Source organism: Brevibacillus formosus, from assembly GCF_003013405.1.
GTDB classification, from domain to species: domain Bacteria; phylum Bacillota; class Bacilli; order Brevibacillales; family Brevibacillaceae; genus Brevibacillus; species Brevibacillus formosus.
Window position 1 is genome coordinate 104571 of sequence record NZ_PXZL01000010.1, and the last position, 23281, is coordinate 127851.

The window sequence follows — 23281 nt, forward strand, 5'->3', positions numbered from 1 at the left end:
AAAGCTCAACGCTTTGCTCCTTTTGCATTTAACGCACTTGTTTCACCTTCAAAATCCCGCCATCGTAAATCGTCACTTTGACGGAAGTCTGTGCCAAGTCGCATGCATATTTTTGGAAGCTCCCACGAACGCTAACAGAACATACTTCGCAAAGGGCGGGAGTGTACGAAATGGCGATGAGAGGGTGGCTGAGAAGAAAAAAGACATCGGTCAAAGACAGGCTTAGCCACTCGGGTGAGCCTGTCCGTGTCCGCGAGATCAGTGATCAATTAAGCGAGAATATTGCAGAGCTGAATGCGATTTTCACGCTGACGCCTGATTTGGTGATACGAACGTTTGACAGCCGACATGCGGGTGGCAAGGTCACACTTGTCTATCTAACCGGACTGGTTGACAAAAACTCCATAAACAATAACGTGCTTCGTCCCCTTTTGTCTCATAGAGAAGGAGAAAGCTCCAGTATTTTTGACCTGTTATCCGTTGGAAAGGTAACCGTTGTATACGACTTTCAGACCGTAGAGAACGATATCTTGAAAGGCAGCAGCGTTCTATTTATCGAGGGACGAAAAGAAGCGCTCGTGGTCGAGACAAATGGATGGCCGCAGAGGGCTCTTGAAGACCCGCAGCTGGAGGCCTCACTGAAGGGAGCACATCAAGGCTTTGTCGAAACCGACTCCCAAAACATCGCCTTGATTCGCCGATATATTCCTAACCGCGAGCTGAAAATCAAAGAGATTTGGGTCGGAGAACGAGGGGATACGAAGCTCTCCATTATGTTTTTGGCCGATGTCGTCAATCCAGAGGTGCTGCAGGAGCTGGAAGATCGGCTTGGACGAATCAAGGTTGATTCGATCCTTAATACAGGAGAGCTGGAGGAGTATATCGAGGATAATCCATACTCCCCTTTTCCACAGTTCATCACAACAGAAAGACCTGATACGACCGCCTCTCATTTGCTCCAAGGGAAGATTGCCGTTGTCGTTGATCGATCACCAAGTGTAATGATTGCTCCCGTTTCTTTTGCTTCCTTTTTCCAAAATGTAGATGATTACAGCATTCGCTGGCCTGTTGCTTCATTTATTCGCTTGCTTCGATACCTGGCTTTTATCGTGGCCACTTTTTTGCCGGCGATCTATATTGCGTTGATTTCATTCAATTATGAGGTCATCCCTCTCGATTTGATCCTGTCGATCGGAGAGTCGCGCGAAAAAGTGCCATTCCCTCCTTTGCTGGAAGCTCTGCTCATGGAGCTCACACTGGAAATGCTGCGGGAATCTGGTATTCGCTTGCCTGCTCCAATTGGACAAACAGTCGGTATCGTCGGCGGTATCGTCATCGGTCAAGCTGTCGTCCAAGCCGGAATCGTAAGTAACATTATGGTGATTGTCGTGGCTTTTACCGCTATAGCTTCCTTTATCATCCCGAATTACGATATGTCTTCCGCTGTTAGACTCATCCGTTTTGTCATGATGGTCTTGGCGGCGATGTTTGGGATCGTCGGGATTGTAGTGGGGCTTATGGCCCTGATTGGTCACCTGATTTCGTTGCAATCCTTGGGCGTCCCCTATGGAAGTCCTCTGGCTCCTGTACGTTTCTCAGATTGGAAAGACCTGTTTGTTCGTTTGCCTCTGTGGAAGATGCTTGAACGCCCGACGGGAGCGAGAACGGTTCAAGAAAAACGGCAAGGGGATAATCAGCCAGAGGGGGATGCGAAATGAAAAAGTACGCGTATTACGAGTTATCCGTCATCCAATACATCCTTCTCATTCACGGGACGCAGGTCGGGATCGGTGTCTTGACAATACCGAGAGAATTAGCGGAACAGGCAGGGACAGACGGATGGATATCCTTGTTTATTGGATGGGCAGCAGCTGTTCTCGTAAGCCTCGTTACCACGAATATGATGAAACGTTACCCAGATAAGACGATCATCGATATATTCCACCTCCTGTTGGGCAAGTATTTAGGAAAAGTGGCGACGATATTGATGGCGATGTATTTTGCAATTGCATCGATCGTCTTTATTGCCAATACCACTGCGATTATTAATGTATGGATATTGTCACAGACACCTGCATACATCATTGTTGCCCTATTTGCGATTCCCGCCTATATGGTCGTACAGGGGGGAATGCGTGTGATTGGGAGGTATTCTGAGCTGGTGTTTTATCTCACCCTCTGGATGCCACTTGTCCTCGCGACCGCTTTAAAGGACGCACATTGGTTGCATTTATTGCCTCTTATAAAAGAGGGGTGGATGCCGATATTGACTGCCAGTCAAACTACGATTTTGTCTTTTCTTGGGTTTGAAATGGCGTATTTTGTTTACCCCTTTCTTCAGAAAAAGCAATACGCATCGATCGGCATTGTCGTAGCAAACACGCTGACCTTGCTCGTTTATTTGTACATCACAATCATTTGCTTTGCTTTTTTCTGCCCGGATGAGATCGTTGAATATGTATGGCCTACGCTGAACTTATGGAAGGTGATCGAATATCGCTTTCTGGAGCGCATCGATATTATTTTTCTCGCGTTTTACTTGTTCATTTTATCGACTACGGCATTGCCCTACCTGTATTTCACCGTTTTTTCCACAAGCCAGTTATTTAATAGCCGGGATCATCGAAAGCATTTATGGGTGCTCCTCACGCTAATAACGGTAATGGCTTGGGTGTATACTCCTTCTTTTATTGACCTGAAAAAAATGACGCAGACCTGGAGTTATGCTGGACTGATATTCGCTTACTTACTTCCACTATTGGCTTGGGGGCCTATTTGGTTGTCAAAACGAGCTGGGGGGAAAGAAGCATGAAGCGGTTTACGCAGATCATTTTGTCGTTCGTTTTGATCGTGATGCTAACCGGGTGTACCGATCGATTGAATCTCGAGGATGCGACCCTTTCTCTTATGGTCGGAATTGACTTGAATGAAAAAAATGAACTCCTCTTTTATATGACAAGCCCAGTGTTTAGCAGGGAAGCTAAAGAAAAGACAGAGGAATACGGTGTCCGAGCATCTAGCACGCGAGAGTCGAGAATGGGCTTTGATGAGATCGTAACGGCTCTGACTGTATCAGGCAAAATCCAGTTGATTGTGCTGGGAAAGCGTTTGTTGCAGCACCCGGATTGGTTTCGGTTATTGGATGTCGTTTTTCGTGATGCGAAGTTCACTGTCAACGCACGAATGGTCATGCTTGATGGTTCTTTGAACGAGCTGTTTGAATACAAGCCAAAGGACAAACCTCGCCTTGCTCTTCATCTGACGAAGCTCATTGATACAGCCAATAAAAGAAATCTGACCGTAAAAACCAGAGCGCAGGAATTTCATCGGCAAATGTTTGAAAAAGGCATGACGCCCCATATATCGGAATTGAAGAAGACGAAACATGCGGTGAGAGTAATGGGAACCGCATTGTTAACGAAAAAAGGGGTTTATGCCGGATTGATCGAGCCGCGGGATACGGTTCTCTTGCAGATGCTTCTTCATGGAAAACAGGGGGAAATATCCATTACTCTCCCGGTTAAGGGGCCAACCGATCAGAATCCCATTATAAAGGACAGAGTCAGCTTTTTCATAAAAGGCGTCAAGAAAAAAGTGAAGACGACCTATCGAGACGGTACATTCCATTTCGATGTTCAGGTGAGCTTGCGCGTGTCGATATCAGAGAGACTGTTTCCTTTTAACATGGAAAAGGACTATAAAAAGCTGGAACAGATGATCGCCAAGCAATTCCACAAGGATTATGCCCAGCTAATCAAAAAATGCCAGGAAGCCAAGACAGACCCGTTTGGTTTTGGCCTTTATGCGCGCGCCTATGAATACAAGGAATGGAAAAAAGTTCAAGATGACTGGCCGGCAGCCTTTGCAAAAGCAACGGTTCAAATTAAACCAGAAGTGTCTATTAAAGGAAATGGAGTCGTAAAATAAGAAAACACCCTGGCATCCGAATGGGACCAGGGTGTTGACGATTAATAGATCGCTTCCCAGCCTGCTGGAGTAACAAACAGGCGGATCGCTTTAATTTTGCGGTCGTCCATCAGGGTGAAGTAGTGGCGGTAGTTCGGTGGTACGGAGATCAGATCGCCTGGCTCCAGCTCGACGTCGAAGTAGCGACCGTCTTTACCTTTGATGGCGAAAATACCGTGACCATCTACGCAGAAGCGGCACTCATCGTCTGTGTGGTGATGCTCGCCCTTGAATTTCACCAGCAGCTCGTCGAGGTTAGGTGTTTTGTCAGAAAGGACGATAATGTCCGCTGTCAAGTAACCGCGACGTTTGCTGATCGCATCGATTTCCGGCTTAAAGGTGTCGAGAATCTCTTGTTTTTCCTCATCTGTCGGGCTGTAGTTATCACGGTGCTTCGGATCAAGGCGATCCACGCCCCATTTTTCGTAAATGATCTCTTGGGTATCCAGGAAGGAGACAACTTCCTCGGGTGCTGAGATGTACTCATTGTTGTCGTGAAAACGAATTTGTGCCATCGTTTATTCCTCCTTAATTGGTGGTTGTAGTGGACACGACTGCTTGGCGCAATTGCAGCCAGCGGGCGTGATACTCGAATAGGAATTCAAAAGCTTCCAGATGGCGCTTGGCCTCGAAGTCATTGCCGCCCCACGTGTAGATACCGTGGTTACGGATGAGTACGCCGGGAACTTCTGGTGTGATTACTTTTTCAATGGCGGCAGCCAAGGTCGGAATATCGGCAAAGTTCTCAACAATCGGAACAGTAATGCGCGCGTTTTCTTCCCAGATTCCGAGTCCCTTGATTAGCTCTTGTCCTTGGATGGAGAAAGCGCGTTGTCCAAAGTAGAGCTCAGAAATGAGGTTGTTCCAAACAGTATGGACGTGGAAGCAAGCCCCAGCCTTCGGGAACGTTTTGTAGACGACGGCGTGGATGAGCGTTTCCGCGGACGGCTTGAGAGCAGTTTCATCTACTGGACGCGAGTCTTGATCCACAACCAGATAATCTTCGGGGGACAGCTTGGTTTTGTCTTTGCCGCTTGCCGTTACAGCAAATTGCAAGGGATCGTTTTGTATTTTAATGGACAGATTGCCACTGGTGCCGGGAAACCAGTCCCGGCGGGCAAATGTCAGCTTGGCATCATCCAGACGGCGAAAGGCATCCAGACGTTGTTCGAGTGTTGCGGTCATGATTTAGACAACCTCCTGTTGGACTTGCTGTAAAATGCGAATCACGTCGTGGAATGTGGCGAACTTGCTATGCGGCAATTGCAGCTCCTCCGCCTTGTCAGCGAGGAAGGAACGGGCAATCACATAGTCAGCGATTTTGGCTCCAGCCAAATCAGTGATGGAGTCGCCGATGACGATGCGGAAATGGGTTGCTGGATCGTAACGGCGGATGATGGTCGTCTTACACATGCCGCAGCCGTTCGTGCAATGTTCATCGCAAGCGTTGGGCCACGTAATGGTGATGCGCTCTCCGCTGAAATCACTGCCATTGCAGTAGATCGGCACATTGGTAAGATCGAAGGGTGCCAGGATAGGCTCCAGGAAAAAGTCGATGCCGCCACTCGTGATCAACAGCTCGATGCCTTGCTCGCGGCAATAACTCACGAATTCAGCAAATCCCGGGCGAATGGTCGCTTCATGGACAATAAAATCGATAATGTCCTGGCGCAAGGAGGAGGGCAAGAGTTGAAACAGCTTGCCGACCCCTTCTTGAACGCTTATTTTTTGCGAAAGGATTTGCTCAGTTAAGGCTTCCCACTCAGGGGGAGCAAACTGGCGGACAATCGCTACAATGTTGTCTTTTTCGGTAATCGTTCCGTCGAAATCGCAGAACAGGACGAGCTTCTTGCTCATCGTGCGCCACCCCACTTTTCCAGAGCGATCGCCAGTTCTTGTGATTCAGTGGCGGCTTCTTCCAATGTTCGGCCTGCGATGACTGCATCAATCGCGGCGACGAATGCTTTTGCTCCGGCGGTTGCTCCACCCGGATGACCGTGGATTCCGCCTCCTGCATTGACGATTTGATCTAAACCGAAGTCTTGATACAGCTGTGGGACGAGTCCTGGATGAATGCCGGCAGACGGAACCGGGAAGGAACGTCGCACACCATTCAGTGGGTCAGTCAAATGCTTGGCGAGCTGCAACGCTTCTGTTTTGTCCAGAGCGACATTGCCGTATGGAGATGGGAAGAGCACCAAATCTGCACCAGCTACACGCATCAACGTACCGAGCAACAGCGGAGTGGCGATGCCATAGTCAGGTGATGGATAGTAAGCGCCTGCCAATGCTGGATGCGCCATGATCGGTACGTGCACATCAGGATCGGCTGCCAAACGGTGCAGGGCATCGAAGCCAAAGGCCAGTACGTTGAACAAGAGGCAGTCAGCACCCGCATCTACCGCACGCTTCGCTTTTTCGTTCAGCTCATGCACAGGTCCAGTCAGGTTGGCTGCATAGAGGACGGGCTTGCCTGTTTCGGCCGCGGTCTCCTGGGCGATCTGCTTGAATGCTTTGATCCGTTCGATAAAAGGAGCGCGGTCATCTGCAAAGAAGATTTCGTCATCTTTTACGAGATCGACTCCGCCCAAGGCTTGTGCTCGGAATTGCGTCTTCAGATCGTCGAAAGGAAGACCCAGGCACGATTTGAAAATGCTCATCAAGAGCGGACGGTTATGTGCCCCTAAACGTTCGCGCAGACCATCAATGCCGAACTTCGGTCCAGGAAAAGCCTGGAGGAATGAGTCAGGGAGTACGATGTCGATGAGCTTGATTTTGCCATCCATCGATAGTTTCCCGAATATTCCGGTCAACAAGGATGGAATGTCCGCTGTAAAATTGCGAGTCGGATAGCTGACGGTAATTAGACCGCGTGTTTCTCCATTTTCCAGTGTCGCAAGCGGTGTCGCGCTTACAGCTTCCCCGAGATACGGCGCTAGCTCAGCTTGCTTGGCAAGCGGCAGGTCCGTCCAAGAACCGACTGTCATGCCGACAGCAATGGCTTGGGCTTTCTTGTTCAAGTCTTTTGCTTGTGTGAGATAGGTGACGAGGATACGTTGTTCACTCATGGTACGCCTAATCCTCCTTGATTTAAATAAAAAAGCCTCCCCATTGAGCGGGGAGGCGGTTGTCGACTATAAAAGCGTCTCGTCTCCTCTCATCTCTCGGGTCAGTAGCCGAGATGAGCCAAAGCTGCTCGATCTCGACTCTTATCCGTTGGAATTAGCACCGTTTCGCTATCCAAGGTACGCAATGATGAGCGTACGATTCATGGTATAGCGCCGGTTGCCGGGCATCATAGGGCCAGTCCCTCAGCCAGCTCGCGATAAGAGTTATTCGTTTCCCCCATGATATGACGTTCATTGTCAGGAGTCAATCTTTGTTTTTACAGAGAATGTGCAGCAGGTTATTAGGAAAATGAGACGAAGATGAAACTTTTTGGCAATTCCTTCGTGGTAAGGGATGAAAGGGTGTGAACGGCTTGGGAAAGTAGGTCTGGAGGATGTGTACCAGCTGCATGTAAACGATATTTACCGCTATCTTTTCCGGCTGACACGAGATGAGAGGCTGGCGGAGGATTTAACACAGGAAACCTTTTGTCGCGCCTTCTCTTCCTTGGACGACTATCGTGGGGAAAAAGTTCGGCCCTGGCTGTTCAAGGTAGCCTATCACGCTTTCGTGGACGGCTATCGCAAGAAGACGAAACAACGATTTGCGTTTGTGGAAGCCTTGCCAGAGCGACTTGATCATTCGGCGGTTGATCCGGCAGAGCATGTCGTGAACAAGGAGCTGTGGGAAGTGGCCCACGACTATTTGGAGAAGCTTCCAGAAAAGCAGAGACAGGTCATTTTGTTGTCTGCTATGCAGTTTTCTTACGCGGAAATGGCAGAGGTACTCGGGATCGATCTGGCAGACGTCAAGCGTTCCCTGCTTCGGGGACGACAAAAGATGCGGAAGTTGTGGAGGGAGGAAAGCCAGTGATGAACAAGGATGAGAATCATCGCGAGCAAAGGCTGCTTGCTTATTTGCGTGGGGAAATGGCGGAAGAAGATTCAAAACAATTCGAGGAAGAAATAGCCGCTGACGAGGAATACGCACAGCGGTTGGAAAGGCTTTTGTTGGGGGAAGAAACGCGAGAGGACAACGTGAAAACCAAAGATTCTGAAACACTTTCCGCTGAAAAACAGCGTGCCATTGTTCGCCGGGGGAAATGGAAAAATCGGTTGTCCAATGCTGGATTCACCATAGGGCTTCCCTTTTTGGCTGGAGTTTTATTACTGATCCTGAATGGCTGGGTTGGGTCACTGATGCATGAAGATCTGTTCCGCATTGCGAAGTCGATGGTCAATTTTACCCAGCCAGGTGTTAGTGTAGGAGGGAGTGGCTCGCAGGTCGGATTGCTTTACGGCAATATCAGCATGGATTTGCGTGAGAGGGTTGGAGCGGAAGAAAAGAACGCTGGCCGCTTTGAAAGCACAAATGTGCTGTGGATCGTAAACGCTGGGCCGAAATGGCCGGATGGGGTTAGGGAACAGAAGCTGTATTTCCGTTATCCGATAGACGGGGAAATGGGTGATACGGAATCTCGCACTTCACCTGCCTGGACGACGATGGAGAAACTGCCAGAGGGAACGGTTTCTCAGCTTGCAATTTCCTTCGATCGCTTCCTCACGTACGAGGAGTACTATGAATTGGTTTCTCGCCATGTTGCCTCTTCGGGACAAGATACGGTTTGGTTTGCCGTAGACACGGGGATCGAGACCAAAGAGAGTCAAGAGGGACAATTGATGTTAGGATCGGGAAGTGTATGGGGTTTTGCAGAAAGGGAGCTGAATTATGGTGGATCTATTCTTGTAAACGGGGAAGGGGATAGGCGGATAGCGACTTATCTGAACGAAATGAAGTACTTGTCCGAGCAAGAAGGTTTGACTCGCGATATCGGTAGATCCTTGTTATTTCGTAGCGACCCGCAAATCACAGAACGATACAACTACCTGCAACAAAACGGAGTGCGAATCTACGGCGCCGTCCTCACCGGACCTACGAAAGAACTGCTAAAGCTCAAGGCCGAAAAGTCGATAACAGCAGCGTTTCTAGGCAAGGTCGACTGGTGGAATTGGGAGCGACCTTCGGCATCGGGAACACAATACAGCTACTGATAGCAAGGTGCGAATTTTTGCACAAAAGGGTGTTGACATCGTGGAAGCGTTGGTTGTATGATTCAAACTAAATCAAAAACCGAATACGTTTTGGATACCTTATCCAGAGAAGGTGGAGGGACTGGCCCGATGATACCCGGCAACCGACATGACGCCATTCAGACGTGAGGAAGCGACTGATTGACAGGCGACATGCACGGTGCTAATTCCTGCAGAAACAAAAGTGGTCTGGAAGATAAGGGGGACATCAACACGGTTCTTACACGTGACGACAGCGACCTCTTTTCTTCGGGAAAAGAGGTCTTTTTTCGTCGATAAATACTCTCGGGACACAAACAAACCAAGTAGAGATAGAGGAAAAATACGTAGAGGGGAGTTTTGGGATCATGGCATACCGCGCATTGACTGAACAGGAAGCAGTGGAGTACGTAAAAGGAATACCGGGTCTTTTTAGCGAAGGAGCAGAGCTGACCAGCCGTGAAATCGGGGATGGCAACCTTAACCTCGTTTTTGACATTCAGGAGCCGGCAACCGGTAAGAGCGTCATTGTCAAGCAAGCACTGCCTTTTGCCCGCGTCGTAGGAGAATCTTGGCCGCTTACGATTGATCGGGCCCGCATCGAGAGCGAGGCACTCCGCATTCAGCACAAATATGTTCCGGATCTGGTGCCACAGGTGTATCATTTCGACGGGGAGCTTGCGTTGACTGTCATGGAAAACGTCGGGGACCACATCATCATGCGCAAAGGTCTGATCGAAGGAAAGCGGTACCCGTTATTCGCAAAGCAAATTGGTCGTTTTCTCGCGCAAACCTTGTTCTTCACATCCGATCTGGGCGCGCATCCGTATGATAAAAAAGCGCTAGTCGGAACATTCATAAATCCAGAATTATGCAAAATAACAGAAGATCTCGTCTTTACTGATCCGTATGAAAATGCGCCTACCAACGACTTCAACCCGTTGATCCGCCGTGAAGTCGAAGCGATCTGGAACAACAAGCCGCTGAAGCTGGAAATCGCCAAGCTGAAATACGATTTCCTTACGCGCTCGGAAGCGCTGCTGCATGGTGACTTGCATACCGGAAGTATTTTCATCACGGAAAACAGCCTGAAAGCAATTGATCCGGAGTTCGCTTACTACGGCCCAATCGGTTTTGACATCGGGGCGGTCATTGCCAATCTGCTGCTCAATTACGCAGGACAGCACGGTTTGCAAAAAGATCAAGGAGAACGGGAAGCGTACCGCGAATACTTATTGGAAACGGTTGAGGATGTCTGGAATGAATTCGTTTCACAATTCGTTCAACTCTGGCACAAGCACGCCAAAGAGCGCAGCGCCCATGTCGAAGGACTGTGGCAAAGCTACGTGAAGCGCTTGATTCAGGATACAGCAGGCTATGCCGGATGCAAAATCTTGCGCCGTGTCATCGGCTTGGCAGGCGTAGCAGACCTGAATGCCATTGAAGACGATCAGACTCGCGCAGAAGCGGAGCGTCTGGCTCTCTCGATTGGAGAAGCGCTGATTCTAGGTCGCGGCGGCATAGACGAATCGACAGATATCACGGACATCGTACGCTCAGTAACTGAACGCTACTACCAGGAGGCTACAACAGTATGACAACCAGCACCCAATTGGCACCTGTTAAGTGGGAGAATGACGCATTGGTCTTGCTTGACCAGACGCGTCTGCCAGTAGAAACGATCTATTTGAACTTGACCACCTCCGAGCAAGTATGGGGTTCCATCCGGCGCTTGGAAGTGCGTGGCGCACCAGCGATTGGCATGGCGGCGGCTTACGGGCTCTACCTGGGCATTCGTGGCAGTGAAGCGAGTAACTACGACGAGTTTTGGCAGGAACTGAACCAGCAGGCAGACTACCTGGGCTCCTCCCGTCCGACAGCCGTGAATCTGTTCTGGGCGTTGGATCGCATCAAGGCTCGTGTTGAAAAAGAAAGCGGTGTGTCGATTGCCGAGTTGAAGGCGGCAGTGCTCGATGAAGCACTGGCGATTCAAAAGGAAGACGCTGAAGTATGCCGGACCATCGGAGAGCATCTGCTCACTCTGTTGCATGACGGTATGGGAATTCTCACGCACTGTAATCCAGGGGCATTGGCTACAGCGGCGTACGGTACGGCTACCGCTCCATTTTATTTGGCAAAGGAACGCGGCTGGAACCTAAAGGTGTACGCGGATGAAACCCGTCCTGTCCTGCAAGGCGCTCGTCTTACTGCATTCGAATTGCAGCAAGCAGGGATTGATGTGACGCTGATCTGCGACAACATGGCGGCGATGGTCATGTCCCAAGGAAAAGTAGAGGCTGTCATTGTGGGGACAGACCGCGTAGCAGCAAATGGCGATGTCGCCAACAAAATCGGTACGTATGGGGTAGCGGTATTGGCAAAAGCTCACGGCATTCCTTTTTACGTGGCAGCTCCACTGTCCTCCGTCGATCTGGAGACACCGACAGGCGCAGATATTCCGATTGAAGAACGTCCAGCCGAGGAAATTACCCATGGCTTGGGCAAACAGGTCGCTCCGGATGATATCAAGGTGTACAATCCTGCGTTCGATGTAACACCTGCGAAGTACATTACAGCGATCGTCACGGAGACAGGCATTTTCAAGCCGGAAGAGATCGGCAATAGCAAAAAATAAAAGAACTTCTTATAAGCGTTCGCCCTGTTGTTGCTGGCGGGCGCTTTTTGCTCATTTTGGTGTTTTCAAGTAAAATATCCAAGAAAAGGGGAGATACGTATGCAAACGATTCAACGGATAGCAATCAATGAAGATACGTATTTGAAGCAATTAGAATTAGCCGATGCTGAGGAGTTATTTTTGCTTACGGATTCGAACCGGGAGAATCTTATGGAATGGCTGCCGTGGCTGAATTATACGAAGAAGGTAGAGGATTCTCGTCAATTCATTCAATCGACGATCCATCAGTACAACGATAATCGCGGCATCAACTACGGCATTTGGTACCAAGGACGTCTGGCTGGCACAGTCGGCGTACATACGGTGGATTGGATCAACAAAAAGACGTCCATTGGCTATTGGCTGGGTGCGCAATTTCAGGGCAAGGGCCTGATGACAGAAGCAGTGGCGACCTACTTGGACGTATTGATCTTCGGGTCATGGGATTTGGAAAAAGTAACAATTCAGGCTGCTACGGAAAACTATAAAAGCAGATCAATCCCGGAACGATTAGGATTTCAACTGGAAGGGATACTGCGCCGGAACGAATTCCTTTACGATCATTACGTGGATCATGCCACTTACAGCCTGTTAAAAGAGGAATGGCTTGGCTGGAAAACCGATAAAAAATCTTAGATTGAACTGTATGCTTCGATTGACAATGAAAATTCTGTAAATTACGATGGTGAAGACAGATCAAAAGGGCTGCGTGTGATTCGCAAGCCCTTTTTTAGTCGTGCTAGTAGGCTTGAATAAAATAGAGGTGAAATACATGCAGACACTTCGGCAATTATCCTGGTTTTTCCGTGCCTATTGGAAACGGTACGTCATTGGAATCGCTGTGCTGTTTATCATCGATGTCCTCATGCTTTGGCCGCCGAAATTAATCGGGGACACGGTGGATTCGATTCGCAACAGTTCCCTGACGGACGCTGATTTGACGCAAACAGTGGTCATCTTGCTCGTATTGGGTGTTAGCTTGTATGGATTGCGGTTTCTCTGGCGGTACTTGTTAAATGGAGGAGCCTTGATTCTCGAGAGGACGTTGCGCGAGCGACTGTTTGCCCATTTGACGAGAATGACCCCGTCGTTTTTTCACCGCAAACGCAGTGGCGATCTGATGGCCGTCGCTACCAACGACATTCCTGCTATTGAACAAACGGCGAGTACAGGGGTGCTTACGCTTGTCGATGCGTTGTTCATGACCTTGCTAACACTAGGCGTCATGGTGACAGTGATTGATTGGAAGCTGACGCTGGCTGCACTGATCCCGATGCCGTTTTTGGCTTGGTCAACGGCGTACTATGGAAGGTTGCTGCATGAGCGCTTTTACTTGGCGCAGGAAGCCTTCGGAGAGATGAATGATCATGTTCAACAATCCGTATCGGGTGTTCGGGTATTGAGAGCATTTGTTCAGGAAAAGGCAGATATCGAGGCATATCGCCGGGTCAGTGAAAAAACGCTGGAGCGAAATGTGAGCGTTTCGCGGATCGACGCCCTGTTCGAGCCGACGATCGCGATTATTATTGGCTTCAGCTTTTTGATCGGATTGGGCTATGGGACGTATCTGGTGTTCGCTAGCGCCATCTCCTTAGGGGATTTGGTTGCGTTCAATTTATACTTGGGACTTTTAATTTGGCCGATGTTCGCCTTTGGTTGGTTGGTCAATGTGTTGCAGCGCGGTGGCGCATCCCACAAGCGTTTTACAGAGCTAATGGTGGAGCATCCAGATGTGACGGAGGCAGCGAATCCGGTCACGAGCCAAATCGCCAATACCGTAGAAGCACGTCATTTTTCCTTTACGTATCCGGGCACTGACAAGCCAGCGCTCACCGACATCTCGTTTCGTTTGGGCGAAGGAGAGACGCTTGGGATTGTTGGACGGACAGGAAGCGGCAAGTCGACGTTGTGCCGTGCCTTATTGCATCAATATCAAATGAAGGAACAAGCTCTGTTTATCGGGGGCATTCCGATCGAAGGACTCGCTTTTGATACGCTGCGGGAAAAAATCGGCTACGTGCCTCAGGAGCATTTACTGTTCTCACGGACGATTGCAGAAAATGTTACATTCGGGAAACCACAAGCGACAACCGAGGAAGTTATGCATGCGTTGGAGCTTGCGGAGATGAAGAAAGATCTGGCCCAATTCAGAGATGGATTGCAGACCATGGTTGGAGAGAAGGGGGTCACCCTCTCCGGGGGGCAAAAACAGCGCATTTCCATTGCACGCGCTCTTTTGATGGATGCGGGTATCCTGATTCTCGACGATTCTTTGTCGGCTGTGGACGCGCGGACGGAGGAGAGCATCCTTCGTCATCTGCGACAGGAGCGCGCGGATAAAACGACCATTATCACGGCTCATCGATTGTCTGCCGTACAGCACGCACAGCTGATTCTCGTACTGGATGAGGGGCAGATCGTCGAGCAGGGGACACATGACGAGCTTATGCAACGCAACGGCTGGTATGCAGAGCAGTACCGTCGTCAGCAAATGGAACAGGCTGTGGCTGGTTGAAAGGGGGAGCGTTTCATGAGCAAAGAAAATGTATGGGGGCGTTTGACCGAGTACGCCAGACCATTTCAAAAGCAAATACTGGGCGCGCTGTTCCTGCTCTTGCTCGGAACGAGTGCAGAGCTGGCGGGGCCTTTTTTAGCCAAGGTCATGATTGATAATCACATTCTGGCGATCCAAAAGCCTTGGTATCAACTGGACGAAGTGCCACCACAAGCAGCGGGGCAAGTCGCCTCAGTGAACGGTACGAACTATATTCGTGAAGATGTCGCAGCAAAGACGGGTCTTGGCTTGGACAGGATCAATCAAAAAGAAGTAACCGTACTGACAGAAGGCACGACCTATTACTTGGTTTCCGGCAAGGTGAATCCAAACACGGAGAAGCAATTCACCCCGATTATGCCAGAAAACGGGAGGGAACGCTTCGAGGTAACAACGAAGGATCAATCAGGTCAAAAGATGACCTCCACAGGCATTCGGCTGACCGCAGAGGAAGTCAAGGCAATGTATCAGGGGGATGTCCTGCCCATTGTCTGGCTGTCCGTAGGTTATGGAGCACTGATCTTGCTCTCAGCTGGATTCAATTACGTCCAGATTTTGTGGCTGCAAAAGATCGCCCAGCGCATCATTCAGCAAATGCGGATGAAGCTGTTTATCCATTTGCAAAAGCTCCCGGTTTCCTTTTTTGACAAAACGCCAGTAGGGGCGCTTGTCTCCCGTGTGAGCAATGATACAGAAGCCATCCGTGAGCTGTATGTAAGTGTGCTCGCCACATTTGTACAGAACGGTCTTTATTTGATTGGAATCTTGATCGCGCTCTACATCTTGCAGCCTGAGCTCGCCCTCTTCTGCTTTTTGACCGTGCCAGTGCTCGTACTGTTAGTCTACGTGTATCAAAGGTACAGCTCTCGCTACTATGCGGTGATTCGCGCGAAGCTGGGTGATATGAACACAACGATTAATGAAATGATCCAGAACATGACGATCGTGCAGGCTTTTCGTCGGGAGAAAGGTGTACAAAAGGAGTTTGCTGATGTAAACGAAGACTACTTTAAGGTGCGAATGAAAGAAATCAATCTGGAATCCTTGCTTTTGCGCCCAGCGGTAGATTTGATCTGGAAAATTTCCTTGACCCTGATCGTCTGGTATTACGGCTCGACATCCTTCCACAGCGTGATTTCCTTCGGTGCGCTTTTTGCTTTTGTCGATTACATGGGACGTTTTTTCGAACCGATCAACATGATCATGAATCGGTTGTCGCAAATGCAGCAGGCGACTATATCAGCGGGACGCGTCTTCGAAATTATGGATGAGACCACTGAGAAGAAAGAAGCTGGCGCACAAATCGAGCGCCCGCGTGGAGAGGTTGTCTTTGATAACGTCTCGTTTGCTTATCAGGGTGACGATTACGTCTTGAAAAACGTCTCCTTTACGGCGCAGCCCGGTCAAACGATTGCGCTGGTAGGACACACCGGATCGGGAAAAAGCTCTTTGATGAATTTGCTACTCGGGTTCTATCCGGTGACCAAAGGGAGCATTTTGATTGACGGGCAAGACATGAGACAGATTGATACGCATTCGTTGCGCAGTCATGTCGGCCTCGTATTGCAGGACCCGTTCTTGTTTACGGGAAGCATTGGATTCAATATTCGTATGTACAAGGATACGATTACGGACGAAGAAGTGAAGCGGGCTGCAAAAGCGGTACGTGCTGACGAATTCATCTCCAAGCTGCCGGGCGGTTATGACGAACCAGTCGTTGAGCGAGGTATGACACTATCCGCAGGCCAACGCCAATTGATCTCTTTTGCACGGGCATTGGCTGCTGATCCCGCGATGCTGATCTTGGATGAAGCAACGGCAAGCATTGACAGTGAAACAGAGCTAGCCATTCAGGAAGCGTTGCATGTACTATCAAAAGGTAGGACGACATTTATCATTGCACATCGCTTGTCGACGATTCAACACGCCGACCAGATTCTTGTTTTGTCCCGTGGAGAGATTATGGAGCGAGGTACCCATGATGAGCTCATGGCGCAAAATGGTCTTTATCAAAAAATGTATCAGCTTCAGCAGGGGAGTGCTTCCGTAGAGAGTGCTTAGTAGGGGCTAGGGAGGAGAAACAACACCATGTCACAGTCACGTTACACCTTTTGGGTGTTGATTTTGGCTGTCGGTATTGCGGGGGTAAGCCAAGGCTTGACGATCCCGATGCTGACGGTTTTATTGGAAAAACAAGGTGTTTCATCCGTGATGAACGGACTCAACGCCGCAGCCTTGTATATTGGGATGGTCATGGTCAATCCATTTTTGGAAATCCCACTGCGGCGCATTGGATACCGATCCACGATATTATGGGGATTGCTGTTGGTGACGATCGCCACAGCACTCATCCCGATGTTCAGCCATTTGGCGGTCTGGTTTGTACTACGCTTACTGATGGGTGTGGGCGATAGCGGTTTACATTATGCCAGCCAAATGTGGGTGACCAAGATCGCAGCTCCCGAGAATCGTGGACGTGATCTTTCCATTTACGGGCTGGCATATGGCGTGGGCTTTAGTATTGGTCCATTAGGCTTAAGCGTGCTGCATTTGGGGATTTGGGTACCTTTTGGCGGCTTGCTTGTTCTGTATCTCATTGCCTTCTTATTATTATCCCGGATCAAAAATGAATTCCCAGCACAGATCGAACAAACGGAAAAGAAGCAAAACAAATATGCATTTGTTTTGCGACTTGCCTGGCTGGCGCTGATTCCTTCGTTTTTGTACGGATTCATGGAGACGTCACTCAACGGCAGTTTTCCCGTTTATGCCTTGCGTACCGGCTTGTCCGTTGAATGGGTTTCCTTGATCCTTCCGTCGTTTGTCGTGGGGAGCATTATCTTGCAGATGCCGCTGGGGGCATTGAGTGACCGAGTAGGACGCAAGCAGGTCATGCTCGTGTGTGCGCTTGTAGGGGGATTGGCCTTCTTCCTGTTCCCGTTTGCAGGTGAAAACGTATGGCTGATGATGCTGTTATTGGCCATAGCAGGAGCGGCTGTCGGTTCTTTTTACTCGCTGGGCTTGGCTTTTTCAGCAGATATTTTACCAGCATCGATGGTTCCTACCGCAGGAATCATCGCGGGCGTCAATTTTGGAGTCGCCAGTATTTTGGCTCCGAATGTGAATGGCCTGCTGATGGACGTGTGGGAGCCGTGGACGATCTTTTGGCTGATGGGATCGCTGCTCATTGTTTTCGCGGCAGCTTGCCTGTTTTTCAAGCAAAAAGCAACTCAAGAACAGACGTATTCGATGCCGTTGCAAAAACAGGGGTAAAAGCAATGATGGATAAGCTTCGCCAAATTTTTGGCGAGGCTTTTATTTTTTGCCCAAAAAAGCATAAACGGGCATCAAGGAGGGAAGCGTATGAATAGTAAGTAGAACAGCATGATTGGAAGGGGTTACCCGATGCTGACACCTTGCATTTTCAGAAGAGGCATTGCCTGGATTTTATTTTTCGTCCTCAGTCTGGTAATCATCCCGTTTTTCTCAGATGACGACCAGGCTCCGAAACCACCTGCACCTGCCACTACAAATGCAACTTCGCAGCCATAGCTTTGTTCTTGTGCTCGCAGAAAAAGACACGCCACTGACGACGGCGTGTCTTTTTGCTGTAGTGTTAGCGAGTAACAAAATTTTGCGTAAAATACGGGCGGCCATCTTTCATAACGATACCGACACCGAGCTGCTTGAATTTTGGATTGAGCAAGTTTTGACGATGGCCTGCGGAGTTCATCCAGCTCATGTGGGCTTCGACCCCGTCTAGCTGTCCGTAGGCAATATTTTCACCAGCTGAGCTGTAGCGAATGCCGGCTTTCTTCAAACGATCAAACGGACTTCCCGTAGAAGGGGAGGTATGGTTGAAAAAGTTATGCTGGCCCATGTCTTGGCTGTGTGCTCTGGCCACTGCTGCCACTTGTTCATCCCAAGTGATAACAGGCAGTTTGGCACGTTGCCTTGCCACGTTGAGCAAGTCCAAATTTTGTTTCTCGTATGCGAGTGCTGCCTGCTTCATCTGTGCGTCTGTCAGTTTCGGCAGTTCTGGTAATTTCGTATAGGAAATGGGATACATCAAGCCAATCGCAATGGTGGCAAAATGCTCAGGAGTAGAGATGCGCACTCCTGCGACCTTATTTCCACCCAGCTGATCGATGGAGAAGGTGATCGCTTGATTGTTTTGGATATAGGTCGGATGAGTAAGGGTATTTTTTTGGATACGCAGGCTTGGGAGGATCGTCAACGTATCTTGCGGTGCACCCCAACTATTTTGTAGGTCTTTAGTAGTAGATCCAATCTTGATGCCATTCAGATTCAGCTTGGCGCCATTGGTAAACAACGTCACGACTTTGCCGTTTTGCATGCCGACTTGAATGTAATTGTTCAAATCTTGATTGTAAATCCACCATTCCACACCCGTATGACTAGGATCAATGCGGGCAGGCTTGCCTAGTGTTTGTTCCACCTGCGCTGTGCTCATTCCTAGCTGAAGGTTATAGACATCATTTGTTTTAACGGCTGCTGCTTGAGGGACAGCAGATGCAGCTGAAACAGGAAGGACAGGGGCAACGTGGCCGAGCAGAGCCAGCGAAAGGCTCAGGGCGAGGATGCTGGTTACTTTGTGTTTACGCATGGATCTTCCTCCTCGGTTGAATAGGATCTGCCTTGTTGGTAATGGTATCGGCAGGAAGCCGCTACAAAAATAGGGACCAAGGAAGCAAAAATAAAAACCCCCGCTATAGAGCGGAGGTTATGGTCGACGATCCCGGATGACATACGTTTTAGCGATCAGATCATGCCAGCCTTGTTTACGTGGGTGCCATGCAACCCATAGATAGCCCAATCCGAATACGAGTGAAGCGAGGAATTTGCCGATGACTTCTCGTAAAAATACCTGTCCGCCTGTCAGATTGCCTCGCGCTTGTCTGGCACTGATGACACGGATGCCTGTTATCAGCTTTCCCAACGTTTGTCCGGTCCACCAGGTCAGCATGATCATATAGAGGAGATCAAATAACACCTCCAACAAATCAATGAATGGAAAAGAGGCGTAAGGAACGGCAAAGACACGACGCAACGGATTGAAAATGAGATAGCTAATCCCAATCAAGAACATCCAATCAAGGAGCGATGCCAACACACGAATCCAGAAGCCAGCATACAAATGTTGTGGTTGGGCTTCTGAATATGGATCAAAGGAATCAGGCTCATGCGCTTTTTTTTCGTCGGGAATCTGGTTCATGATAAGCCACTCCTTTCCGTAATAACAGGCTAAGGCATGAACTGATACAGGAGGCGAGGTGAGCTTTGGCGGTCCCATATTCGATTGAGACCAAGCGGATCAGGATTCGACCAGTACTGCTTCATGCTGAATAACAGTTTGCTGATGGAGAGCTGGTCTGCATAGCGGATGACCATGGCTTCTTTTTCTCCAGACAAAGAGAGCGCGTAGCGTGTCGCTTCCTCCAAATCACCGAATTCATCGACGAGTCCCAGGCGTTTTGCTTGCTCACCGGAATAGACACGGCCGTCAGCGATTTCCAGTACGCGTTGACGGGAGAGGTTGCGGCCTTTGACGATTACGTCGACGAAATTGTTGTAGCTTTCGTTGACGAGTGTCTGGAAAATTTGCCGTTCTGGGTCCGTCAGTGGCCGGGATGGACTGCCGATGTCTTTGAAGCGTCCGCTTTTGATCGCGTATTGATGCACACCCAGCTTGTTCGCAGCTTCACTATAGTTAAACAGATTGAAAATCACACCGAGACTGCCAGTTAGTGTGTTGGGATTGGCAAAAATCGCATCGCCTGTCGTGGCCAAGTAATAGCCGCCAGAGGCTGCTGTAGAACCCATGCTGACGACAATAGGTAGATTGCGGACCTGTTTGAGACGTAGCAAGCGTCTGTGTAATTCATCGGTAGCAACGACTTCTCCACCTGGACTATCAATGCGAAGAACGACGGCTTTTACCAGCTCATCCTCTTCAATTCGGCGTAGCTGTTCAGTTAATAGCTCCGTCATCGAAGGCACCCCAGCGCTATTCTGTTGCCCCGAAATAACGCCGTTCACAAACAGCTGCACAATTTTGCTGTTGCCATAGCCCGATACTACATTTTCTTCCCAAGCGAACCCAGGGTGGTCGACGAGATCTGTATAAGTCCCGTAAATACCTTCCACCAAAAGCCCTAATAGAAAAACGGCCAGTACGATTACGAGAGCGACCCATTTTTTTCGATGCATGAAAACCACCTCACGCTTAGCATGAGCCGCCGGGAGCATAGTTACGCATGCGACAAGCACTGGAAAAAATGGGATTGAGGCGATTATCTACAAGGATGGCAGCCAAAGGCTGAGTAGCAAATTCATGCAATTTTTTGACTATTGCGGTAAAATGAAAGTGCAAGAACCACAACCAAGCTTGTTTTATCGCGATAGGGGGAAAGACAAATGATTATACAGGTGTCGAATTTGACGAAGAACTACGGCGACCTAAAAGTGTTGAAGGGCATTACGACTCAGGTAGCAGAAAAGGAAGTAGTCTGTGTCATTGGCCCGTCTGGCTCGGGCAAGAGCACGTTTCTTCGTTGCTTGAATCAGCTGGAGGAAATGAGCAGCGGAAAGATTGTCATCAACGGACATGATTTGTCAGACCCCAAGACCGATATAAATAAAGTCAGAGAAGAGGTCGGGATGGTTTTTCAACGATTTAATCTCTTTCCGCATAAAACGGTGCTGGAAAACGTCATGCTGGCCCCAGTAAAAGTAAAGAGGATGTCTCAGGAAGAAGCCCGCAAGCAAGGGTTGGCTCTCTTGCAGAAGGTAGGGCTCCAGGACAAGGCCGATGTGTATCCCGAGCGGCTGTCAGGGGGGCAGATGCAACGAGTCGCAATCGCAAGGGCGCTCGCCATGAATCCAAAGGTTATGTTGTTTGATGAGCCGACATCCGCTCTAGACCCAGAGCTGGTAGGAGAGGTGCTTGCCGTCATCAAAAATTTAGCCAAAGAAGGCATGACAATGGTGATCGTGACGCATGAAATGAATTTTGCCAAGGAAGTTGGCGACCGAATCATTTTTATGGATCAAGGTATCATCATGGCAGAAGGTCATCCCAGTGAGGTATTTGGCAATAACGTCAACGAGCGCTTGCGTTCGTTCTTGGGCAAGGTATTGGCGTAGAAAAGAAGGGCACCAGTTGCTTCGTTTCGTATCATGAAAAACGAGGCACTGGTGCCGTATTATTTTGCTGCATCCAACAATTGACTGACCGTGACAAATCGATAACCCTGCGAACGCAAATCCGTGATAAGCTCCCGGAGAGCGGCGACTGTTTGCCGTTGGTTTAAGCCCCCATCGTGAAACAGGATGATATCCCCGGAGGAGACATTACTCTTGACGCTTTTGGCAATGACGTTAGCCGTGCGTGCCAAAGACCAATCACGAGGATCGATCGACCAGTGAATGATGTCGTAGCCACTGGATTGAACCGCATTCATGACGTCATGTGTCAGGATGCCGTAGGGTGGACGGTAGTATTGCGCCAAAATGCCGGTCGTCTTCAAAATGGAGCGCTCTGCATGCTTGATTTCTTCGTACACTTCATGCTCGGTCAGCTTGTTAAGATCAAAATGGTGGTAGCCATGGTTGCCGATTTCATGCCCAGCTTTGTAAATCCACTGCATGACTTTTGGGTGTTTATCCACTTGTGAGCCAAGGACAAAAAACGTAGCGCGAACGTTGTACTGATGCAGCACCTCAAGAATTTTGGGCGTATAGATAGCATCCGGCCCGTCATCAAAAGTGAGAGCGACGACTTTTTTCTCCGTGTCGATTCTGTGGATCGGTTCATACGAAGGCAGTGTTTGCTGGGCAAAAGTAGGGAGGGTGCCGTAGCCAAGAAGGCAGGCGAGTAGCAAGGCGTACCGTATGCATTTGCGCACGAACAATCGCCTCCTTCTTCTGGGATGTGATTAGGTTCACCTCCTGATAGGGAAAACATGCTACCAAAAGAAAACAGCGGTCAGAGAAGGTGGCGGTTATGTTAAAATGGAAGAACCGTACATAGGAGAGGAGAGAGTTTGGTGGAACTCCGCGGTATTTTGCAAGGACTAACACACGAGTACCATGGAGGGGACAAGCCGGTAGACTACTATTTGAATATCGGCGGGTATCGCCTTCCGCTTAATGAATGGCTGGGCAGTGAATTGACGATTTCGTTTTTAGGCGAAAAAAACTGTATTGCCTGTGGCCGTAAAACAAACAAGACGTTTAACAGCGGGTACTGCTATCCCTGTTTTACCAAACTGCCGGAAAATGACTTGTGCATCGTCAAGCCGCATGAATGTCATTTTGACTTGGGGACTTGCCGGGACGAGAGCTTCGGCGAGAAATATTGCATGATCCCTCATTTTGTCTATTTGGCAGTGTCGAGTGATATAAAGGTAGGATTGACTCGCAAGCATAATGAATTGAGACGCTGGGTGGATCAAGGCGCGATTCGCGCGATTCCGATTGCGGAGGTTCCGACTCGTCGAATGGCAGGGGAGCTTGAATTCCACTTGAGCCAGTTTTTGCCTGACAAGACCAACTGGCGCAAAATGCTCAAGGGAGATGTGAAGGAAATCGACTTGCTCGCCATGCGTGACGAAGTGTACGGTCATTTTCCTGAACAGTTTAAAGCATTCCAATATCGCGAGGACGAATGGGTAGATATTGCTTATCCGATCTTGGAGTCACTGGATAAAATCAATTCCAAGACGCTTGATAAAGAACAACAGCTCGGTGGCCGATTAATCGGTGTAAAAGCACAGTATTTGATCTTTGACAATGGTGTATTCCAGACGAGAAAGCACGCTGGCTACCAAGTCGAGATCAAAGCAAAGCCATCTGCATAATGAATTGCAAACTCCTCACACTAGGACA

Annotated in this window: 21 protein-coding genes and 2 riboswitches; of the genes, 13 read left to right on the forward strand and 8 right to left on the reverse strand. The window is 49.2% G+C overall.

What is annotated here, in order from left to right:
* The first annotated feature begins 176 nt into the window (after positions 1–176).
* From C7R91_RS10460 to C7R91_RS10470, 3 genes are read left to right on the forward strand one after another with little or no spacing between them, the layout of a single operon-like run.
* Complete coding sequence (locus tag C7R91_RS10460; protein WP_441299779.1) at positions 177–1718, forward strand: spore germination protein; 1542 nt, start codon at positions 177–179, stop codon at positions 1716–1718.
* Positions 1715–2812 (forward strand): GerAB/ArcD/ProY family transporter, encoded by a 1098-nt coding sequence (locus C7R91_RS10465; protein ID WP_047073146.1) that lies wholly within the window; start codon positions 1715–1717, stop codon positions 2810–2812. The genes C7R91_RS10460 and C7R91_RS10465 overlap by 4 nt, the downstream gene beginning before the upstream one ends.
* Positions 2809–3927: a Ger(x)C family spore germination protein gene (locus tag C7R91_RS10470; RefSeq protein WP_047073144.1), complete on the forward strand. Its 1119-nt coding sequence runs from the start codon at positions 2809–2811 to the stop codon at positions 3925–3927. Before C7R91_RS10465 ends, C7R91_RS10470 begins: the two co-directional genes overlap by 4 nt.
* Before the next feature lie 41 nt (positions 3928–3968).
* Here C7R91_RS10470 and mtnD read toward each other — a convergent pair whose 3' ends face one another.
* From mtnD to C7R91_RS10490, 4 genes are read right to left on the reverse strand one after another with little or no spacing between them, the layout of a single operon-like run.
* The gene (mtnD, locus tag C7R91_RS10475) at positions 3969–4481 is read right to left on the reverse strand and encodes an acireductone dioxygenase (protein WP_047073142.1); all 513 of its coding nucleotides are present in this window, start codon (positions 4479–4481) and stop codon (positions 3969–3971) included.
* Positions 4482–4494: 13 nt separating this feature from the next.
* Positions 4495–5151 carry a methylthioribulose 1-phosphate dehydratase gene (locus C7R91_RS10480; RefSeq protein ID WP_047073140.1) on the reverse strand — a complete coding sequence of 219 codons (657 nt, stop codon included), beginning with the start codon at positions 5149–5151 and terminating at the stop codon, positions 4495–4497.
* A gap of 3 nt (positions 5152–5154) precedes the next feature.
* The gene (locus C7R91_RS10485) at positions 5155–5823 is read right to left on the reverse strand and encodes a 2-hydroxy-3-keto-5-methylthiopentenyl-1-phosphate phosphatase (protein WP_047073139.1); all 669 of its coding nucleotides are present in this window, start codon (positions 5821–5823) and stop codon (positions 5155–5157) included.
* Positions 5820–7034, reverse strand: coding sequence for a 2,3-diketo-5-methylthiopentyl-1-phosphate enolase (locus tag C7R91_RS10490; protein ID WP_047073137.1), 1215 nt, complete (start codon positions 7032–7034; stop codon positions 5820–5822). Before C7R91_RS10490 ends, C7R91_RS10485 begins: the two co-directional genes overlap by 4 nt.
* A gap of 86 nt (positions 7035–7120) precedes the next feature.
* Positions 7121–7298: riboswitch (SAM riboswitch) on the reverse strand.
* Positions 7299–7428: 130 nt separating this feature from the next.
* On the opposite strand from C7R91_RS10490, the gene C7R91_RS10495 reads away from it, so the two are divergent.
* The 8 genes from C7R91_RS10495 (at position 7429) to C7R91_RS10530 (ending at position 17644) form a co-directional block, all read left to right on the forward strand.
* Positions 7429–7947: a sigma-70 family RNA polymerase sigma factor gene (locus C7R91_RS10495; RefSeq protein WP_047073135.1), complete on the forward strand. Its 519-nt coding sequence runs from the start codon at positions 7429–7431 to the stop codon at positions 7945–7947.
* Positions 7947–9125, forward strand: coding sequence for an anti-sigma factor (locus C7R91_RS10500; protein ID WP_174769374.1), 1179 nt, complete (start codon positions 7947–7949; stop codon positions 9123–9125). Before C7R91_RS10495 ends, C7R91_RS10500 begins: the two co-directional genes overlap by 1 nt.
* A 96-nt stretch (positions 9126–9221) precedes the next feature.
* A riboswitch (SAM riboswitch) is annotated at positions 9222–9367 on the forward strand.
* Positions 9368–9511: 144 nt separating this feature from the next.
* The gene (mtnK, locus tag C7R91_RS10505) at positions 9512–10741 is read left to right on the forward strand and encodes an S-methyl-5-thioribose kinase (protein ID WP_047073131.1); all 1230 of its coding nucleotides are present in this window, start codon (positions 9512–9514) and stop codon (positions 10739–10741) included.
* The gene (gene mtnA / locus C7R91_RS10510) at positions 10738–11778 is read left to right on the forward strand and encodes an S-methyl-5-thioribose-1-phosphate isomerase (RefSeq protein WP_047073129.1); all 1041 of its coding nucleotides are present in this window, start codon (positions 10738–10740) and stop codon (positions 11776–11778) included. The genes mtnK and mtnA overlap by 4 nt, the downstream gene beginning before the upstream one ends.
* Positions 11779–11877: 99 nt before the next feature.
* A complete protein-coding gene (locus C7R91_RS10515) occupies positions 11878–12453 on the forward strand; it encodes a GNAT family N-acetyltransferase (protein ID WP_047073128.1) in 576 nt (191 codons plus the stop codon).
* Positions 12454–12589: 136 nt separating this feature from the next.
* Positions 12590–14332, forward strand: coding sequence for an ABC transporter ATP-binding protein (locus C7R91_RS10520; RefSeq protein WP_047073126.1), 1743 nt, complete (start codon positions 12590–12592; stop codon positions 14330–14332).
* Positions 14333–14347: 15 nt separating this feature from the next.
* Positions 14348–16432, forward strand: a complete 2085-nt coding sequence (locus C7R91_RS10525) for an ABC transporter ATP-binding protein (protein WP_047073124.1) — start codon at positions 14348–14350, stop codon at positions 16430–16432.
* 27 nt (positions 16433–16459) lie between these two features.
* Positions 16460–17644, forward strand: coding sequence for an MFS transporter (locus C7R91_RS10530; protein ID WP_047073122.1), 1185 nt, complete (start codon positions 16460–16462; stop codon positions 17642–17644).
* A gap of 343 nt (positions 17645–17987) precedes the next feature.
* On the opposite strand, the gene C7R91_RS10535 is transcribed toward C7R91_RS10530, so the two are convergent.
* The 3 genes from C7R91_RS10535 to sppA all read right to left on the reverse strand — a co-directional run bounded on the left by C7R91_RS10535 (position 17988) and on the right by sppA (position 20602).
* Positions 17988–18998 (reverse strand): CAP domain-containing protein, encoded by a 1011-nt coding sequence (locus C7R91_RS10535; RefSeq protein ID WP_047073120.1) that lies wholly within the window; start codon positions 18996–18998, stop codon positions 17988–17990.
* Between the two features lie 117 nt (positions 18999–19115).
* Positions 19116–19607 carry an RDD family protein gene (locus C7R91_RS10540; RefSeq protein ID WP_047073118.1) on the reverse strand — a complete coding sequence of 164 codons (492 nt, stop codon included), beginning with the start codon at positions 19605–19607 and terminating at the stop codon, positions 19116–19118.
* Positions 19608–19636: 29 nt separating this feature from the next.
* Positions 19637–20602 carry a signal peptide peptidase SppA gene (gene sppA, locus C7R91_RS10545; RefSeq protein WP_047073116.1) on the reverse strand — a complete coding sequence of 322 codons (966 nt, stop codon included), beginning with the start codon at positions 20600–20602 and terminating at the stop codon, positions 19637–19639.
* 207 nt (positions 20603–20809) lie between these two features.
* Here sppA and C7R91_RS10550 point away from each other — a divergent pair, with 207 nt between their 5' ends.
* A complete protein-coding gene (locus C7R91_RS10550) occupies positions 20810–21538 on the forward strand; it encodes an amino acid ABC transporter ATP-binding protein (protein ID WP_083995188.1) in 729 nt (242 codons plus the stop codon).
* A 59-nt stretch (positions 21539–21597) separates the two neighbouring features.
* On the opposite strand, the gene C7R91_RS10555 is transcribed toward C7R91_RS10550, so the two are convergent.
* Positions 21598–22299: a polysaccharide deacetylase family protein gene (locus C7R91_RS10555; protein WP_047073113.1), complete on the reverse strand. Its 702-nt coding sequence runs from the start codon at positions 22297–22299 to the stop codon at positions 21598–21600.
* A 141-nt stretch (positions 22300–22440) separates the two neighbouring features.
* Between C7R91_RS10555 and C7R91_RS10560 the strand changes: the two genes are divergently transcribed.
* Positions 22441–23253, forward strand: coding sequence for a DUF2797 domain-containing protein (locus C7R91_RS10560; protein ID WP_047073112.1), 813 nt, complete (start codon positions 22441–22443; stop codon positions 23251–23253).
* Positions 23254–23281 lie beyond the last annotated feature (28 nt).

Bases quoted from the DNA above. Each gene is read 5' to 3' on its own strand.
- C7R91_RS10515 (WP_047073128.1), top strand. From the start codon at position 11,878: ATGCAAACGATTCAACGGATAGCAATCAATGAAGATACGTATTTGAAG.
- C7R91_RS10500 (WP_174769374.1), top strand. From the start codon at position 7,947: ATGAACAAGGATGAGAATCATCGCGAGCAAAGGCTGCTTGCTTATTTG.
- C7R91_RS10540 (WP_047073118.1), bottom strand. From the start codon at position 19,607: ATGAACCAGATTCCCGACGAAAAAAAAGCGCATGAGCCTGATTCCTTT.
- C7R91_RS10550 (WP_083995188.1), top strand. From the start codon at position 20,810: ATGATTATACAGGTGTCGAATTTGACGAAGAACTACGGCGACCTAAAA.
- C7R91_RS10490 (WP_047073137.1), bottom strand. From the start codon at position 7,034: ATGAGTGAACAACGTATCCTCGTCACCTATCTCACACAAGCAAAAGAC.
- C7R91_RS10530 (WP_047073122.1), top strand. From the start codon at position 16,460: ATGTCACAGTCACGTTACACCTTTTGGGTGTTGATTTTGGCTGTCGGT.
- sppA (WP_047073116.1), bottom strand. From the start codon at position 20,602: ATGCATCGAAAAAAATGGGTCGCTCTCGTAATCGTACTGGCCGTTTTT.
- C7R91_RS10465 (WP_047073146.1), top strand. From the start codon at position 1,715: ATGAAAAAGTACGCGTATTACGAGTTATCCGTCATCCAATACATCCTT.
- C7R91_RS10460 (WP_441299779.1), top strand. From the start codon at position 177: ATGAGAGGGTGGCTGAGAAGAAAAAAGACATCGGTCAAAGACAGGCTT.
- C7R91_RS10520 (WP_047073126.1), top strand. From the start codon at position 12,590: ATGCAGACACTTCGGCAATTATCCTGGTTTTTCCGTGCCTATTGGAAA.
- mtnD (WP_047073142.1), bottom strand. From the start codon at position 4,481: ATGGCACAAATTCGTTTTCACGACAACAATGAGTACATCTCAGCACCC.
- mtnA (WP_047073129.1), top strand. From the start codon at position 10,738: ATGACAACCAGCACCCAATTGGCACCTGTTAAGTGGGAGAATGACGCA.
- C7R91_RS10525 (WP_047073124.1), top strand. From the start codon at position 14,348: ATGAGCAAAGAAAATGTATGGGGGCGTTTGACCGAGTACGCCAGACCA.
- mtnK (WP_047073131.1), top strand. From the start codon at position 9,512: ATGGCATACCGCGCATTGACTGAACAGGAAGCAGTGGAGTACGTAAAA.
- C7R91_RS10470 (WP_047073144.1), top strand. From the start codon at position 2,809: ATGAAGCGGTTTACGCAGATCATTTTGTCGTTCGTTTTGATCGTGATG.
- C7R91_RS10495 (WP_047073135.1), top strand. From the start codon at position 7,429: ATGAAAGGGTGTGAACGGCTTGGGAAAGTAGGTCTGGAGGATGTGTAC.
- C7R91_RS10535 (WP_047073120.1), bottom strand. From the start codon at position 18,998: ATGCGTAAACACAAAGTAACCAGCATCCTCGCCCTGAGCCTTTCGCTG.
- C7R91_RS10485 (WP_047073139.1), bottom strand. From the start codon at position 5,823: ATGAGCAAGAAGCTCGTCCTGTTCTGCGATTTCGACGGAACGATTACC.
- C7R91_RS10480 (WP_047073140.1), bottom strand. From the start codon at position 5,151: ATGACCGCAACACTCGAACAACGTCTGGATGCCTTTCGCCGTCTGGAT.